We start from the raw sequence: 13,961 nt of genomic DNA, 5'->3' as shown, positions 1-13,961 counted from the left end.
AGCGCGGCACACCAGCCGTGAAGTGGTGTGGGTGCGCGCCGGCGGCGAGGCAGGGCAAGGGGGAGCGGCTTCGGGGCCGCCCCGAAGGGGGAGAGGGTGCGGAAGGGCCGATCAGTCGCGGAGGAAACGGCGATCCGGGCCGTTGAACTCGACCCCGGTACACATCCCGGACAGCCGGGAGAGGACCCGGTCACCGACCTTGTCGCGAAGCACCGGGTGGTACTGGTCCATGTGCTCGGTACGCACCGGCGCCAGGTTGGTGGTGACCAGCGTCGGGAGGTGGTGCTCGTCGCGCCAGGCCAGGAGCCGGAAGGTGATGTCCTCGTTCCATTCGCTGGGCTTGGCGGTGCCAAGGTCGTCCAGGAGGAGGAGTGGCACCCGGACGATGCTGCGGAGCAGCCACTCGACGTCCACACCGGTCCGCTGGCGCATCTGCCCGAAGAGGTCGGTTGCCTTGACCGCGTGCCAGGGCACTGCGCACCCGGCGGCGGTCAGCGAGCGGATCGCGCCGAATGCCTCATGGGTCTTGCCTGCCCCGGTGTTCCCCCAGAGCAGCAGCGAGGGTCCACGGGCGATCACCCGGCGCCCACCGCTGCCCCAGTGCGGGTTGTGTGCATCGGCGTTCGGCGCGGTCGCGGATGCCACGATCGTCCGAACCCAGGTGATGACGGCGGGGTGGCTGGCGAAGGCGTCCCGGTAGGCGTACGGGATGCGCCGCTGGGCCGCCTCCAGGGCCGGGATCGGCTCCGGAGTGTCCGCGAGGGCCGTGGAGGCCGGGTCGATGCCGCGCTCGGCGAGGCGGGCGGCGAGGCGAGCCTGCAGACGGTCGGAGACGGCCAGCTGCGGGTCGGCGAGACGGGTGCGGGTCACAGGCTTCCTCCGAACGTGGTGGGCGCGGGCGCCGGATTGCGGTAGGGCGTGTAGGCGGATCCGGTGCTGGCCCATGGCCCCGCGCCGGAGGCGGAGGCCGACGGGGAGCCGACCGCCTGCGGTGAGGCGTTGACGACCTGGTTCACCAGGCTGGGCAGGACACTCGGGTGCAGGCCCTTGTCCCGCAGCAGCTCCAGGGCGGCGCGGATGTCCCTGGGCGCGAAGTCCTCGTCGAGGAGGATCTTGATTTTGCGACCGAGGAGGCCGAGCGTGTCGCTCGGGGGGCGCCGCTTGCAGCTCTTGGTGTACTCGGTCACCAGATCCTTCGCGGACACCTTCTCCGGGACGCTGCCAGACGCTGGCGTCTCGCGCCCCGTAGGTACTGATCCAGGATCCAAGATCCTAGATCCAGACGACGAGCCCTCGCGCATTTGTATCGAGCCCTCGTCGAAGGTCGTCTGACCTGCGGTTTTTCCAGCCAGGTGGGAAAGTGGCTCCTGGGTGGCCACCGGAGCGGATCGCGGGGCCGCACCGAGGCCGACGGGTCCGGGGCCCGGGTTCGCCGTCAGCGCGGAATCCGGCGAAATCGGCTGATCGAGTACTCGACGAGTATTCGTCGAGTCCCGCGAGGCGGCAGCTGCCAGTCCAGCGGTGGTGGCCGGCGCCGACGCACTGCTAGGCGTGGAGGAGGCGGGGCAGGCCGTGTCGCCGCAGCCGCTGCAGCGGTGGTGAGCCTGGTGTGCGGGGCACCGCGGCATGCGCGATGCCGACGGCCGGTCGATCTTTTGGTGCTTGTCCCACGTCACGAAGTGCAGGTAGTTCTTGCCGTCGCACCCGGTGTAGCGGCAGATCAGCCCGGCGGCCTCCAGCTGCTCCAGGTCGTTGGCGACGTTCGCCGGGCCATGTTCGGCACGCAGCGGCCACAGGACTCCGGCGATGATCGCCGGATGGGCCAGGAACCGCCCGTTGTCGTCGGCCTGGGTGAGCAGCCCGAAAAAAGTCACCACCGCGGTGACGTCGACCGAGGCCAGGTCCTCGGACAGGAACGCCTCGGGCTTGATGGTCCGTATTCGCGCCATCAGGCAGCACCCCCCTGTCGGCGAGGGGTGAGGGCGGGCGTACGCTCCGGTCTTTTGCGCAGGGCGGTCGCCATGCGACACTCTCCTCTGTTGTGAACATCGCACCGGTGTGCCCGTGAGAAGGTCCGGTGCTGTGGTGATGGGTAGCTCTCCCGCCCTTGCCGGGGCGAACGTGCTACCAGAAGCGTCCGGCGTCTGAGAGGTTCTCTCGGGCGCCGTCGCTGTTTCCGGGCTCACCCAGCCCGTAAGGTCCATTCCTGGTGCATCCAGTCCCCCCTCCATGTCCTCCGGCGGGTCTGGTGACCCGCTGGGGACGACGAACATACGCAGAGCCTGCCGAAAGACCTAGACCTTGCTCTAGAACTCCTCACAGGTCGTGGCGCGGCCCTGACCAGGGCCGATGTCGCTTTGTGTGAGGCCGGGAGGCGCACACGGCGGAAGGGCTGGCACCATAGAGAGACGCGGCGCCCCCGAACACCAGGTGCGATACAGAAAAGTACGTTAGTTGAGCGGATGTATCAAGCCGTCCATTACAGTGCTCTAGACGCCGCTCAGATCGCCTAGACAGTCAATGCAGGAGTCCCAAGTGCCCCCACGCCAAATCGACGGCGCCCGCATACGTGCTGTCCGGCGTGGCAGAGACCTCAGCCAGCAGCAGCTGGGCAACATGGTGGGCGTTAGTGGCCCTGCCGTCTCGCGATGGGAAAACGGCCAGGACTTCCCCAAGGGCGAGAAGCTTCCCGCCATCGCCGAGGCGCTGCACACGCCGCTCGATGACCTCTTCCCTCACGACGGCCCACCGGACCTGCAGCTCCTGCGCTGCGACGCCGGCCTCAGCCACGCGCAGGCCGCCGAGATGATCAATGCCAGTCTTGCGCCGCTGGGCAACGCGGAGTCCGGCCGGCGCCGGCTCAGCGATGCCTACGTGAAGCCACTCGCCAAGGCCTACGGAGTAACCGAAGGCGAGCTGCTGGCCGCGCAGGACCGCTCCTTTGGCGTCCGAGTGCCGTCCCGTGATGAGCAGGCGTCCGGGCCCAGGACGATCGAGGAAAAGATCAACTTTCTCCTGCAGCACGGGTACGTGGGCCAGGAAGCCCCATCCGACGAGGAAATCGCACGCGCCGTCAACGAGCATGCGGGCGCGGCCACCGTCACCGCCGGCGACATCGTCGCGCTTCGGACGGGCGCCACTGCCGATGCCTCCGACGTAGTGCGAGCCGGGCTAGCGCACGCCCTCCAGGTCGATGCGGCCCTGTTCCAGGACGATGCGGAACTCGGTCCCGAGGCCCGGCAGCTGCTGGAAGCGTTCCGTTTCATCGGCTCGATCCACCGAGGGCAGATCCTCGGCCTGGCCGCCCGCGGTAACAGCCTGGGACTGTCCGCCGAAATGATGGCCACGATTAACAATCTTGTCGGAGAGCTGAAGGACAAGCTGCCGGACGTGCCGGGCGGGGAGTGACGCGGCCTGCTTGTAGGCCTGCCGGGGATTCGTGCGAGACGGCTCAGCGGTATGGGCCGGGCTCTGTAGAACCCGCGCTCTTCGCGCCCAGTGTTGACCGCTGGTTGCGCGTAGGGGCAGAGCTTGTCGGCCGCCGGGCGGCAACGAAGAACGGGGCTACGGTGCCGCACCGTTTATCCGGTGCAACGCCGTAGCCCCGCGGCCGTTCGTAAGGGTTTGCTCGAGCGCCCCAAACGGGACCTCGGGTGGGTGGAGCGCCTTGGTGTCCCCGACGCGCGCCGACGCCTCGCTACGGCGCCGCGGTGAGGTCCACGCCGAGCAGGTCCGAGAGATCTGCCACCGTCTGCTTGGGGTCCTTGTTGTGCACTCCTGCGAGGCCGAGCTTCTCTGCTGCCGTGACGTACGCCTCGGTGTCGTCGACAAAGACGCACTGCTCGGCGGACAGGTCCATGACCTTGAGGGTGGCTTCGAAGAGCGCCGGGTCGGGCTTACGCATCTGGTAGTGCTCGGAGATCACCACAGCGTCGTACAGGGTCTCAAGCTCGTAGCCGTCGTACAGGTCCCACGGGGCAAGGCCCACGCTGTTGGACAGGATGCCCACCTTGATCCCGGCGCGCCGTGCGGCCGCGGCCGCGTTGATCAGCAGAGGTTCGGGGCGCAGGCCGCCGAAGATCCTGCCCATCAGGTTGTCGGGGGACACGCCCAGCTTCTTGCCCGCGATCTCGTTCCACTCGGTCTGGCTGACCGCTCCACGCTCCAGGTCACTGGTCACCCGGACACCCTCTTCGTCCTGGTACAGCGCAGAGATGCACGCACCCTGGGGCAGCCCTTCACGCTGCTCGAAGGCCAACACGACAGGCAGCAGGGGGGTGGTGAGCACGCCTCCGAAATCGAGGATGAGGCCGGTACGGTTGGACATGCGGGAACTCCATTGCTGAGGCTTTGGACGCCTTCCAGACCGGATAGCGTCACGGACCCGGCTGCATAGGGCGACGGCATCATCTGCACGTCCCAGGCCCGGGTGAACTTACGAGGCGGAGCAAGGCCGAACAGTCCGCAGCACCAACGGTACCAGCCACGCCCATACGGCAGTCAGTGCCGAATGTCACTAACGATGCCGCGCTCAAGATCGGTTACTGATTTGGGCTCGGCTTCTATCTGTGCCGAGTGCTCCAGAAGAGTTCGAGCCTGGCCCGTCGATATCTGCGAGTAGACGGCACTTACTCGCGTTAGCCAAGCTGCTTCGCTATCGGTGTCAACGAACGGCTTCGGCTTCAAAGGGGAAGTGGCGTATCTGCTGGATTGGCCTGTCGCGGCAGCCTGGAGCGCGGCCTTGATCCAATAGGCTTCTGCGGCAGGCTCTGGGTCGGCATGCGAGACAGTTCTGTCCTCTGCGATGAACAGCAGTTCCTTCGGCGCATAATATCGAAGCTTTTCGCAGGCGTCGGCAATGTCCTGAGTCCAGCGATCCAGTCGAACATCGCTGGGAACGCGCATGTGGACGAGTTCTGCGAGGCGAGACCCCGGCGGGTAGAGACTGGTCCCAGGAAACGCCTCCACCAGACTGAACCAGAGTGGATAGATCTTGTAGAGGGTGCGCCAGGTCTTCCAGCGAACAGCGGCCGCTTGAGTGGTGGGGATGCTTGCGCCGGCCGCAACGATCAGGAACAGCACGTTCATCCATACTGCCGTTGCATCCACGAGGAACTCAACCGTGGAGGTACTCAGGGGGAACGCCACCGCGACCCAGAGAATGGCAACACGGGCCATGGTGTGGGCCAGACCCATCCACATCGAGAAACCCATCAAGCCCAGCCCGACGCGCATGCTGGTGCTCTCGGCCTGAGGTGCCGCCCTCGTCCACTGGTATCCGCAAACCGCAGTTGTGACCAGCGGGAAGAAGTAGAAAACGGTCATGTAGACCGCGGCACCCCATTGTCCAGCGTGATCGATGAGGAAACTTTGACTCGGCTTGGCGCGGTCCACCACGGTGAAGAATAGGACCGTCAGCAAGGTCACGCCTACCGCGCCTGCTCTATAGGATGCGCGGGCGATCCAGCGTGATACCGCGACATGTCGAGGCACGACGGCCTCAGAGCTCTTCCCGTAGCTGGTCGCAACATACGTCAAGGCCGCAAGGATGGCCGCCGTGCTGGCGAAGTGCCGGAGCAGGGCACTCAGATCGACGACAGGGACCCGTTCCACCGCCTGCATTACTACCGGCGTGTAGAGCCAAAGCGCCACGGCGAACCCGGCGTAGCCGCCCCAGAGGGCCCGGCGATGGGCATCGGCGTACCGAACTGCCGGGAATCGCCATACGGCAATAATGGTCATTACTGCTGCAGTTAGGTATTTGAAGAAGTCGAGCACGTAACCAACGCATATCTACGGGCCGGCTGGGCGCGCGCCAGCCCTGGAAGGCTGGTTGGCCGCAGTCGCGATTGACAGTGGGTGGAACGCGCGGCGGCCATCACAAAGCCTGGGCTCCATGCTCTGTGATCACCGGGCGCTTATGGCCGGCGTCGGCGCAGAGGTGGAGCGACGGGATGGGAAAGTGAGGACTCGAGGAGACTGACCATGTCGTCGCCGCCGATCGATGACTGGCGACGCGCCAGCCTCTTGATCAGCGAAGCCGAAAGCTCCGCCTGTTTTTCCTCGGGGCTGTCGAAATTGACGCGGCCTTGGACCAGCGCCGTCGGGAAACGCCGAACAACTTCCTCGCGGATGTGTTCCGGTACGTATCGCTCTATCTCGGCAGTCGTCAGGGTGGTGCCGTGGTCTAGCCACTCATGTGCGAGCTCATGAAGGATGATGTGTTCGGTCTGGTTGCGGCTCGAACGGCGGCGGTAGAGGACAATCGTGAACTCTGGCGCTTTAACCCGAAGGCCACACGCCGTGCCCAGGCCTCCATCGGGATCATCCAGAGGCACCAGGCGGATCTGGCGACCCAGCGCGCGTTCCATGTTTCGCACCAGCGCCTCGACGCTGAATGGAACAGGGATGGGAAGGTCCGTGAGTAGCCTCTCGCATTCCCTCACGAGGGCGCGCCGAGAACCATTCCGACGCCAACGCATAGTCACTCCCTTGAAGTGCCACTGAGGTGTCCGCTGTCGAGCCCCGATCTCGATTTACGCACGGGGGCGCTGGCAGCCAGAGGCTCGCACTTGCAGGGGTGCGGGGGCCGGGCGGTGCGTCCTGCCATGTTGGATCTTACAAGGGGGAAAGGGTGAGCCCTACAGTTCAGGCGTGTTGTGAAGGTCACCTAAGGGCAATAGCTGCATCATCTGGACGGCAAGATCGAATACCCCAAGATCAAATATCCGGATGTGCTTGATCCAATTTGGCAAGCATTGGAGATCGGATCCTTTGGCCTCGGGCGAATGGCGCCCATAGTGGAGAGCGCGGAGCAGGAGAAGCCATCTTCAGGGCGGTTGTTTGTACCGGGGTGCAGGGTCGAGACCGCAGAAAGCCGGGGTGACGTCCAGGCCCTCCGTGGGCGTTCGAGGCGCGGAACGGCGTACGGGTACCCCGCGAAGGCCCCGTGCGCGCGGCCCGAGCGGTGCCCTTGTTGGCCCGGTGCGAGCGGCCAGACCACCAGCAGCCGCCTGGTCTGGCCGGAACGCTCAGATCACCCGGGGCGAGGCTCATTTCCAGCTATCCAGGCCAGGACCGCACCCCTCGTCACCCGAACTTACCCAGGCCAGGAAGGAGCAGGACGCCCTCCGCTCCCAGCCGCACTGCGGTGTGCAGGGATTCACCCTCTGGAGTCCCTACGTAGATCCCCTTTGCGAGGGCGTCATGATTATGCGGAGCGCAGGCGTTCGAGGAGTTCATCGACGCCGGCCTCGGCTCGGTACGGGGCGAAGTCGTGTGCCATCTCCCTAACGAGGGCCACGCACCGGTCGGCGCCAATGCGTTCTGCGAGGTCGAGGGACTGGGTGGCGACTGCGGAGGCCTGCTCGATCTCACCGACCTTGACCAAGGAGCGCCCCTGGCTGAGGAGGAACACTGCGCGGGTCTTGTCACGGCTGGTGGGGAGCAGGGCCAGGCCTTCGTCGATCCGGGCGTGCGCTTCGCGGGCGTTACCAAGGTCGAGAAGGCACTGCCCCGCGTCGACGGACAGGTCCGCCGGACTCATCCAGGAGCACCAGGAGGGCGGAGGGGTGCCGGTGTCCGTGGTGATGGCCGTCTCCGCCGCGGTCAGGTCTCGGTAGCACTCGGCGCGGGCTCCGGCGGCTGCGTATGCCCGGGCCCGGCGCAGGTGCAGGAGGGAACGTGCGGCCGGGTGGGACGTGCGGGTGAGGGCATCGGTGAGGGGATCGACGGCCGCATGGGGGCGGCCGACCCAGATCGATTGGTACGCGAAGTCGGCAAGTACGCCGGCTCCGGCGTCGCGGTCGTCGGCTGCGTGGGCGTTGGTGAGGGCCGCGTTCCAGTAGACGCCGGCGGCATGGTGTTTTCCCTGGTCGAAGCGGTACCAGCCGCATGTGCTGGCCAGGCGGGCCGCGAGAGCGTGGAGCCGGATGCCGAGGTGCTGGGGATAGCGGCCGCCTTCGAGCAGGTCGGTGACCGTGTCGAGGTGGGCGTCCATCAGCTTGACGGTGTGCTGACGGCGTTCGGTGGGCAGTGAGGTGAGGCCGGCGGCGGTCGTCTCCAGCCAGTCCACGAGCTCGGTGTCCACAGGCCGTCCGTCGAGTGAGCTCGTGAGGCGGTCCGGTTCGAGGCTCGCCCACTGGGCGGACAGCCCCGACAGCGCGACCGCGCTGAAGGCCATGAAGTTGCGGCGTTCCATGGATGCTCTCTGTGCTTCTCGGAGGGCCCGGACGGTGTACGCCGAGCCGAGGGGTAAGAGGTCCGCCCGGCCGGGTAGCCAGTGCGGCCACGGGTAGAGGTCGAGATCCGCGGGCGGGACGCCGAAGGCTTCGGCGATGAGCAGCTGGGATTCGGCGCTGGGTGTCTTGCGCCAGTTCTCCCACCTGCTGACCGCCGTCTTGTCGGCGCCGGTCCGCAGGCCTTCCGGTCGGCTCGCGGCTGCCTTGCGCATCTGGGCGACCAGGTCGGTCTGGGACCAGCCGCGCAGTTCCCGGGCGTAGGTCAGCGGATGGCCGATCAGTACGTCCACGTTCCCTGCCCTTCGCCGAAGCGTCCCACGGTATCGACAACCCCGCCGGGACAACACCGGGACAACGTCCGACACCTGTTCGAGTGGGGTGTGTTGGCGGTGTACTCGTCAGCCCGGAGCAAACCTGCACCGGGAGGGCGCCTGCCTTCGGAGCCCCTGATCCGCCTCGGCCTCGGCAGGCAGGGCGGAGGCACTCTCCATCCGACAGGCCGGGACCGGCTACCGCCGGCTCCGGCAACCACGGGAAAAGGGGGACACCCAATGGCACAGGCACAGGACGAGCTGCTCATCGGCGTCGAGAGCCTCATCAAGATCCAGGATCGCTTCACCGCCGCCGCTGCCGAATCCGACTCCACCGGAACGTCTACGGGCGACGACGGCGAGAACCGCGACGGCCTCAACCTCCCCCAGGAGTAACACCTTTCCCAGGCGCACGGCACAAAGCGGGGGCCCGTCACCACCGGTGGGCCCCCGCCCTCGCTCCCGTGACACAGGACCGGAGGAAGACATGGACCACCGCTTCGTCACCGCGCTGGAGAAGGCCTTGGGCTGGACCGGCTCAGCCCTGCTCGGCACCGGCTTCGCCCGCGGCACGATCGAAGACCTCGACCTGCTCGACCGCCTCCTTAACCCGCAGCGCCTCCTCGACCTCGTCATGCGCCGCAGCGTCAACACCCCCCAGTTCCGCATCTTCCAGAACGGTTCCGAGCTCCACCCCGGCCGCTACATCGAACCCGCCGTCACCCGCCGAGGCCAGGCCATCCCCATGGCCGACATGCACCGCGTCGGCGCCCTGATGCGGGAGGGCTGCACGATGGTCCTGGACGAGATCGACTTTTTCGACCCGACCATGGAGGCCACCTGCCGCGCCCTGCAGTGGTGGGCCCGTGAACTCGTCCAGGCCAACGCCTACCTCACCACCAATGACGCAAGCGGCTTCAACCTCCACTGGGACGACCACGACACCCTGATCATCCAGCTCGCCGGACAGAAGACCTGGGACGTACGCGGTGCGTCGCGCCCGGCTCCCATGTACCGGGACTCCGCCCCCAACGCCGAGCCCAGCGAAGAGATCGTCTGGCAGGGAACCCTGCGGGCCGGCGACGTCATGCACATCCCGCGCGGCTTCTGGCACCAGGCCACCCGCGGCGACCAAGGCGAGGGATACAGCCTCCACGCCACCTTCGGCATCGTGAAGCGCGTTGGGGCGAACTGGCTGGCGTGGCTCGCGGACCAGGCCCGTGCGCAGGAGCTCTTCCGCCGCGACCTCGATCGCTGGAACACCCCTGAAGGGTGGGAGCACCAGCAGCGCGCCCTGGCCCAGGCCGTGGCCCGGATGGCCGGGGAGCTGAGCCCGCAGGACTTCCTCGACGCCCGAGAACGAGAGCGCCGCGCAGCCCGGCATCTCCCCGCCGTCGGCCTGTTCGGCCGGCCCGAAGCCATCGTGTGCGTGACGGACTTCGAACCGGTCATCGAGCGACACGAGCACGCCGTGGACGTCCTGGCCGCGGGCAAGAAGATCACCTTCGCGGCGAAGGCGTACCCCGCCCTGACACTGCTGCTCAGTGGTCACCCCGTCCGTATCGCCGATGCCGCCGCGACGACCGGCGTCGATGTCGCCCAGCTCGCCGAGATCCTGGTCAAGGAGGAAGTGTGCACGGAGCTGACCTCCGACTTGTCCTCGGGCTACACCGGTCTGGTCACCGCCGCGACATCCTGACCGCGGCGCTCGACCTCGGAGTGGACGCACTCGACACCGCCGCCCCGTACCACGGGCACCTTTCCCACCAGACGCTCGCCAGGACCGCCGGCGACTTGCTGTCGAAGTTCGCGATCTCCACGAAGGTCGGCTACTTCCCAGGCCTCGGACACTCCCTTGACCCGGCCCGTTTGCGAAGGGGCGTCGAGCTGGCCGTACGGGATCTTGGACGGGAGCCGGACCTGGTGTTCCTGCACAACCCCGAGCAGAGCCTGACCGGCGCACCCACGGGCATCCTCGCCGATCGCCTTGCCGCGGCGTGCGCCGTCCTGGAGACGGCGGTGGAACAGGGGCTGTGCCGGACGTGGGGGGTGTCGTCGTGGGACCCCCGCTCCCTGTCCGTCATCGACCTCGGCCGGCTGCCCCGCCCAGAGACCCTGATGGTGCGGGCTGGCCTGCTCGTCGGAGTCGAAGTCCTCGACGCCGCCGAGGTGGTGCGCGAGATGTGGAAACCGGCGACTGCCTGGGGCATGAGCCCCTTCGGCGGGAGCCCTACGCAGCCCGTGTGGGAGGCCTTCGACCCGCGCCCGTTCCTGCACGGTGCCCGCGACAGGCACAGCAGGACACAGGCCGCGTTCCGTGTCGCCTTCCGCGTGCCCGCTGTGGACGCCGTAGCTGTCGGCACGGACAACCCAGTCCATCTGCGAGAGCTGGCCGAGGCCCTGCACCTCACCGTCGACGAGCAAGCCGTCGACCGGTACTTACGGCACCTGAGGCGGCAGCGTCACGACTGAAGATCATTCACTAGCCGTGCCGCCTCTCGCCGTGCCGGCATCAGCAGGGGATCGTCCTCGTACGCGTGAGGGCCCACGATCTTCGACAGGAAGAAGAGCGTCATCAGCTTGCCGTCCCGGTTCTCCAGCTCCGCCTGCCGCTCGCGGTAGACCCGGTTGGCGAGGTCCGGGACGGCCAGCGCGTTCCCCCAGAGCGTCGCCGCGTCCAGGCCGCGGGGGGCCATGCCCCAGTCCTCCCAGTCGATGAGGCAGAACTCCGGCCCCATCACGTTCGCCCACGTCAGATCTCCGTGAGCCGGAACCCATCTTCCGACGGTGGTGTCCGTCACCGCGGAGAACACCTCGCCCAGCTTCCTGGTGACCAGCTCCTGCGTGATCCGCTCCGTGTCCGGGGTAGCGACCCGGTACGTCTGCTGCGAGGAAAGGGCATCCAGCGAGCCGTTCAGCCCAGCCCACCAGGCTTCGGGAAGCGCAGGATCCTCACGTAGGAGGGCGCCCTTGCCGACCGGCTGCGCAGCGATCAGCTCCAGCTCGTCGGCCCGCCACATCACCGGCTCGCCGGTCTCCCGCCACGACACTCCCTGATGCCACTGGGGCATCAGGACCCCATGCAGCACCGCGGCAGCCTCGGTGCCGTTCCAGCCCTGCTGGCCGATCCGGTCAAAGCCCCGGCGCTCGATCCGAACCCAGGTCCCTCGCTCCGTACGGGCCCCGAGGGAGCGGCGCTTACGCACCAAGGTGTCCCGGTTCAGGGGCACGTTCAGGCCCTGCTCAACCCGGATCAGCACCTCTTCAACGGGCTGGCTGCGCAAGTCCACGGCAGCAGGTACAGAACCGACCATCGAACCTCCTCGGCAAGTCCACGACCGTAGCAAGGGCTCAGGCCCGCGCGGGGGCTGCGGCGCGAGCGGAGGTGCCGTGGATACGCGTCCAACGTTGCGATCCTCCGCAGAACTGGTGCTGGGCTGTGCTGCTCGATACCGACCGACCAGGGGTGCTGTGGGCGGGGTGGTGCTCGGCCGCGTCCGCGAGGCCGGCACCCTCATCCAGCGCTCTAGCCGTCCGTTGTACTTGATTCGGCAGCGAGGGGGCCGTGGTGAACGGCGGCAACGCGTTCGACTGCCGGTGCTTGCACCCGCACGAGGAGGTAGTCCCCGAGCCCGTCGGGGAGCTGATCGGAGGCCCATTGGTGCACCCACGATGCGAGTGCGGCGGAATCCGACCGAAGCCTGTCCATGCCGTCGAGGGAGCCGAGTTCCTGCATGTGGAGTGGGCCGTGCGCGCCCGCTAGTGTGCCGGTGGCGACACGGAGGTCACGGGTGACGTCGTCCGTCACGAGTTCTCTCGGTGCCCTCAACTCGATCTCCAGGTCGTAGTCGTGGCCGTGCGGTTTGTGGCAGGGATGCCAGCTCGGCAGAAGCGGGAGCTGGTGGTACGCAGCCACCCTCAGGCGGTGTCCGCTGGTGAGAGTGCCCACCGATCCCCCTTGAACTTGGTCGCTCTTGCTGCCGATTGTGAGTCTGCCAGCCAGAAGCCGTCCGTATCAGGCGTTCCGGAGCACGGGGCGGGGTGGCCTGGCCGACGAGCGAGGCCTGTCCCGGGTAGTCCGCCGGGCCGAAGGCCCGGACCGGACTCAGCCCTTCGCTGTGTACCGGGAGATCAGGCCCGGCAGTTTGTCCTCGCTGAGGGTTAGGTGGTGGACGGGCTCCGAGTCGTTCAGATGGCGGGTGACGACGATCTCGAAGAGGTCGACGCGCTGGTCGTCCGCGTAGTACTCGGTGAGCTGATACCAGTGGTGGAAGACCTGTCAGGAAACCCGGTCCGGGGCGGGGCGGGCCTGGCGGTCGAGCTCCAGGTGGTGATGCGCATGGGCTGCGGCGATCTGAGAGCGGAGAGACTCGGGCACGACTGTGGCGTCGGATGCCCGGCCGAGGATCTCCGCGAGGTCCTCGGCGCTGCTCTTCGCCGACGACCGGCTCGAGATCACCCTGCTACGCGACGAGTTCGCCAACCTCCACCTCGGCAGCATCAACCACTGACTGTGGCACGCGCCGACCGCCCAGTGCCAAAACCAGCTCCCGAAGGAGCAGCGGGGACAGGCCCCGCTCCTGGGCGCCTGCCAGCCCTCCCGCTGCCGCAACTCCGTCCTCACCCTCGCGCACGAGCGGATCTGGCGACTGGAGGAGGTCGACCTCGTACGACTACTCAAGACGAAACTGTCGAAGCCGTTGCGGGAGCAAGCCCTGGTCCGGCTCGCCGACGTCCGTACGGGCACCGCACAGTTCGACAAGCTGAAGGACAACGTCTGATGCCCGTATCCGCCGCGACCGAGACCAAGCTCCGCGAAGCGATGGCCCGCCTGCTGGCCGGCGAGCCCCTGCACACCGACGGCTCCCTCACCAAGGAGAACCTCGCCCGCGAGGCAAGGGTCAGCCATGCGACCGTCCACCGCGCCGAGGAGATCCTGGGCGAGTGGAACGCCAAGGTCGCCCGTCCTGTCCGACGCACCCCCGGTGAAGTGCAGCGCGACGAGACGATCGCGGAGCTGCGCAAGCAACTCCGCGAGACCAAGGCCAAAGCCAACGAGCTGCAGGGCAAGCTGGACGCGCTCGCCACGGTTACCGCCAACTTGTACTTCGAGAACCGGGAGCTGAAGGAGAAGGAGAGCACGCGGCCAGAGCCGGGTGGCCGTTCTCCCCGCCACCGGACCCTGGAGGGAGTGAGATCAGGGGAGGGCGCGCGATGGCCGGAACGTCCGCGAAGGCCCGAGCACGTACTGAGACCAAGAGGCTATGAACAGGATCATGGGACGTAGACACTCACGTGATCACTGGCAGCCGTGCCTGCTGCGTATCCCCACCCACCCGCTCAGCACGGTCAGTTGGGGCGAACCCGATCAAGTCGACTTCGTGACGAGGCCCTGACAGGCGGGACGGCC

14 protein-coding genes are annotated in these 13,961 nt (G+C 67.3%); 6 read left to right on the top strand and 8 right to left on the bottom strand.

Annotation, left to right across the window (positions count from 1 at the left end; translation table 11 throughout):
* Nucleotides 1–111: 111 nt before the first annotated feature.
* Both ACFV0Q_RS01695 and ACFV0Q_RS01690 read right to left on the bottom strand, forming a co-directional pair.
* Nucleotides 112–870 (bottom strand): ATP-binding protein, encoded by a 759-nt coding sequence (locus ACFV0Q_RS01695; RefSeq protein WP_384998804.1) that lies wholly within the window; start codon nt 868–870, stop codon nt 112–114.
* A complete protein-coding gene (locus tag ACFV0Q_RS01690; RefSeq protein WP_384998801.1) occupies nt 867–1,949 on the bottom strand; it encodes a hypothetical protein in 1,083 nt (360 codons plus the stop codon). The genes ACFV0Q_RS01695 and ACFV0Q_RS01690 overlap by 4 nt, the downstream gene beginning before the upstream one ends.
* A gap of 586 nt (nt 1,950–2,535) precedes the next feature.
* On the opposite strand from ACFV0Q_RS01690, the gene ACFV0Q_RS01685 reads away from it, so the two are divergent.
* The gene (locus ACFV0Q_RS01685) at nt 2,536–3,408 is read left to right on the top strand and encodes a helix-turn-helix domain-containing protein (RefSeq protein ID WP_384998798.1); all 873 of its coding nucleotides are present in this window, start codon (nt 2,536–2,538) and stop codon (nt 3,406–3,408) included.
* Nucleotides 3,409–3,697: 289 nt separating this feature from the next.
* Here the strand turns inward: ACFV0Q_RS01685 and ACFV0Q_RS01680 are convergent, their stop codons facing one another.
* The 4 genes from ACFV0Q_RS01680 to ACFV0Q_RS01665 form a co-directional block, all read right to left on the bottom strand.
* Nucleotides 3,698–4,327 carry an HAD-IA family hydrolase gene (locus ACFV0Q_RS01680; protein WP_384998795.1) on the bottom strand — a complete coding sequence of 210 codons (630 nt, stop codon included), beginning with the start codon at nt 4,325–4,327 and terminating at the stop codon, nt 3,698–3,700.
* Nucleotides 4,328–4,500: 173 nt separating this feature from the next.
* Entirely contained in the window at nt 4,501–5,778 is a 1,278-nt protein-coding gene (locus ACFV0Q_RS01675; RefSeq protein WP_384998792.1) for an MAB_1171c family putative transporter, read from the bottom strand.
* A 140-nt stretch (nt 5,779–5,918) separates the two neighbouring features.
* Nucleotides 5,919–6,371, bottom strand: coding sequence for a hypothetical protein (locus ACFV0Q_RS01670; RefSeq protein ID WP_384998789.1), 453 nt, complete (start codon nt 6,369–6,371; stop codon nt 5,919–5,921).
* An 839-nt stretch (nt 6,372–7,210) separates the two neighbouring features.
* Nucleotides 7,211–8,530 (bottom strand): helix-turn-helix transcriptional regulator, encoded by a 1,320-nt coding sequence (locus ACFV0Q_RS01665; protein WP_384998786.1) that lies wholly within the window; start codon nt 8,528–8,530, stop codon nt 7,211–7,213.
* Nucleotides 8,531–8,791: 261 nt separating this feature from the next.
* On the opposite strand from ACFV0Q_RS01665, the gene ACFV0Q_RS01660 reads away from it, so the two are divergent.
* The 3 genes from ACFV0Q_RS01660 (at nt 8,792) to ACFV0Q_RS01650 (ending at nt 11,023) form a co-directional block, all read left to right on the top strand.
* Nucleotides 8,792–8,947: a hypothetical protein gene (locus ACFV0Q_RS01660; RefSeq protein ID WP_365953787.1), complete on the top strand. Its 156-nt coding sequence runs from the start codon at nt 8,792–8,794 to the stop codon at nt 8,945–8,947.
* 91 nt (nt 8,948–9,038) lie between these two features.
* Nucleotides 9,039–10,250 carry a JmjC domain-containing protein gene (locus ACFV0Q_RS01655; RefSeq protein WP_384998781.1) on the top strand — a complete coding sequence of 404 codons (1,212 nt, stop codon included), beginning with the start codon at nt 9,039–9,041 and terminating at the stop codon, nt 10,248–10,250.
* Complete coding sequence (locus tag ACFV0Q_RS01650; protein WP_384998778.1) at nt 10,184–11,023, top strand: aldo/keto reductase; 840 nt, start codon at nt 10,184–10,186, stop codon at nt 11,021–11,023. The genes ACFV0Q_RS01655 and ACFV0Q_RS01650 overlap by 67 nt, the downstream gene beginning before the upstream one ends.
* Here the strand turns inward: ACFV0Q_RS01650 and ACFV0Q_RS01645 are convergent.
* Complete coding sequence (locus ACFV0Q_RS01645; protein ID WP_384998775.1) at nt 11,014–11,865, bottom strand: phosphotransferase; 852 nt, start codon at nt 11,863–11,865, stop codon at nt 11,014–11,016. The genes ACFV0Q_RS01650 and ACFV0Q_RS01645 overlap by 10 nt on opposite strands.
* A gap of 212 nt (nt 11,866–12,077) precedes the next feature.
* Nucleotides 12,078–12,500, bottom strand: a complete 423-nt coding sequence (locus tag ACFV0Q_RS01640) for a 6-carboxytetrahydropterin synthase (RefSeq protein WP_384998773.1) — start codon at nt 12,498–12,500, stop codon at nt 12,078–12,080.
* Between the two features lie 433 nt (nt 12,501–12,933).
* Between ACFV0Q_RS01640 and ACFV0Q_RS01635 the strand changes: the two genes are divergently transcribed.
* Nucleotides 12,934–13,062 carry a hypothetical protein gene (locus ACFV0Q_RS01635; protein WP_384998770.1) on the top strand — a complete coding sequence of 43 codons (129 nt, stop codon included), beginning with the start codon at nt 12,934–12,936 and terminating at the stop codon, nt 13,060–13,062.
* A 269-nt stretch (nt 13,063–13,331) separates the two neighbouring features.
* Nucleotides 13,332–13,838, top strand: a complete 507-nt coding sequence (locus ACFV0Q_RS01630; protein WP_384998767.1) for a hypothetical protein — start codon at nt 13,332–13,334, stop codon at nt 13,836–13,838.
* Nucleotides 13,839–13,961 lie beyond the last annotated feature (123 nt).

It is taken from the genome of Streptomyces sp. NPDC059564, from assembly GCF_042735575.1.
GTDB lineage: Bacteria > Actinomycetota > Actinomycetes > Streptomycetales > Streptomycetaceae > Streptomyces.
This window is presented reverse-complemented; position numbering and strand designations above follow the sequence as displayed.

Bases quoted from the DNA above. Each gene is read 5' to 3' on its own strand.
- ACFV0Q_RS01630 (WP_384998767.1), top strand. From the start codon at position 13,332: ATGCCCGTATCCGCCGCGACCGAGACCAAGCTCCGCGAAGCGATGGCC.
- ACFV0Q_RS01655 (WP_384998781.1), top strand. From the start codon at position 9,039: ATGGACCACCGCTTCGTCACCGCGCTGGAGAAGGCCTTGGGCTGGACC.
- ACFV0Q_RS01690 (WP_384998801.1), bottom strand. From the start codon at position 1,949: ATGGCGCGAATACGGACCATCAAGCCCGAGGCGTTCCTGTCCGAGGAC.
- ACFV0Q_RS01670 (WP_384998789.1), bottom strand. From the start codon at position 6,371: ATGGAACGCGCGCTGGGTCGCCAGATCCGCCTGGTGCCTCTGGATGAT.
- ACFV0Q_RS01645 (WP_384998775.1), bottom strand. From the start codon at position 11,865: ATGGTCGGTTCTGTACCTGCTGCCGTGGACTTGCGCAGCCAGCCCGTT.
- ACFV0Q_RS01680 (WP_384998795.1), bottom strand. From the start codon at position 4,327: ATGTCCAACCGTACCGGCCTCATCCTCGATTTCGGAGGCGTGCTCACC.
- ACFV0Q_RS01660 (WP_365953787.1), top strand. From the start codon at position 8,792: ATGGCACAGGCACAGGACGAGCTGCTCATCGGCGTCGAGAGCCTCATC.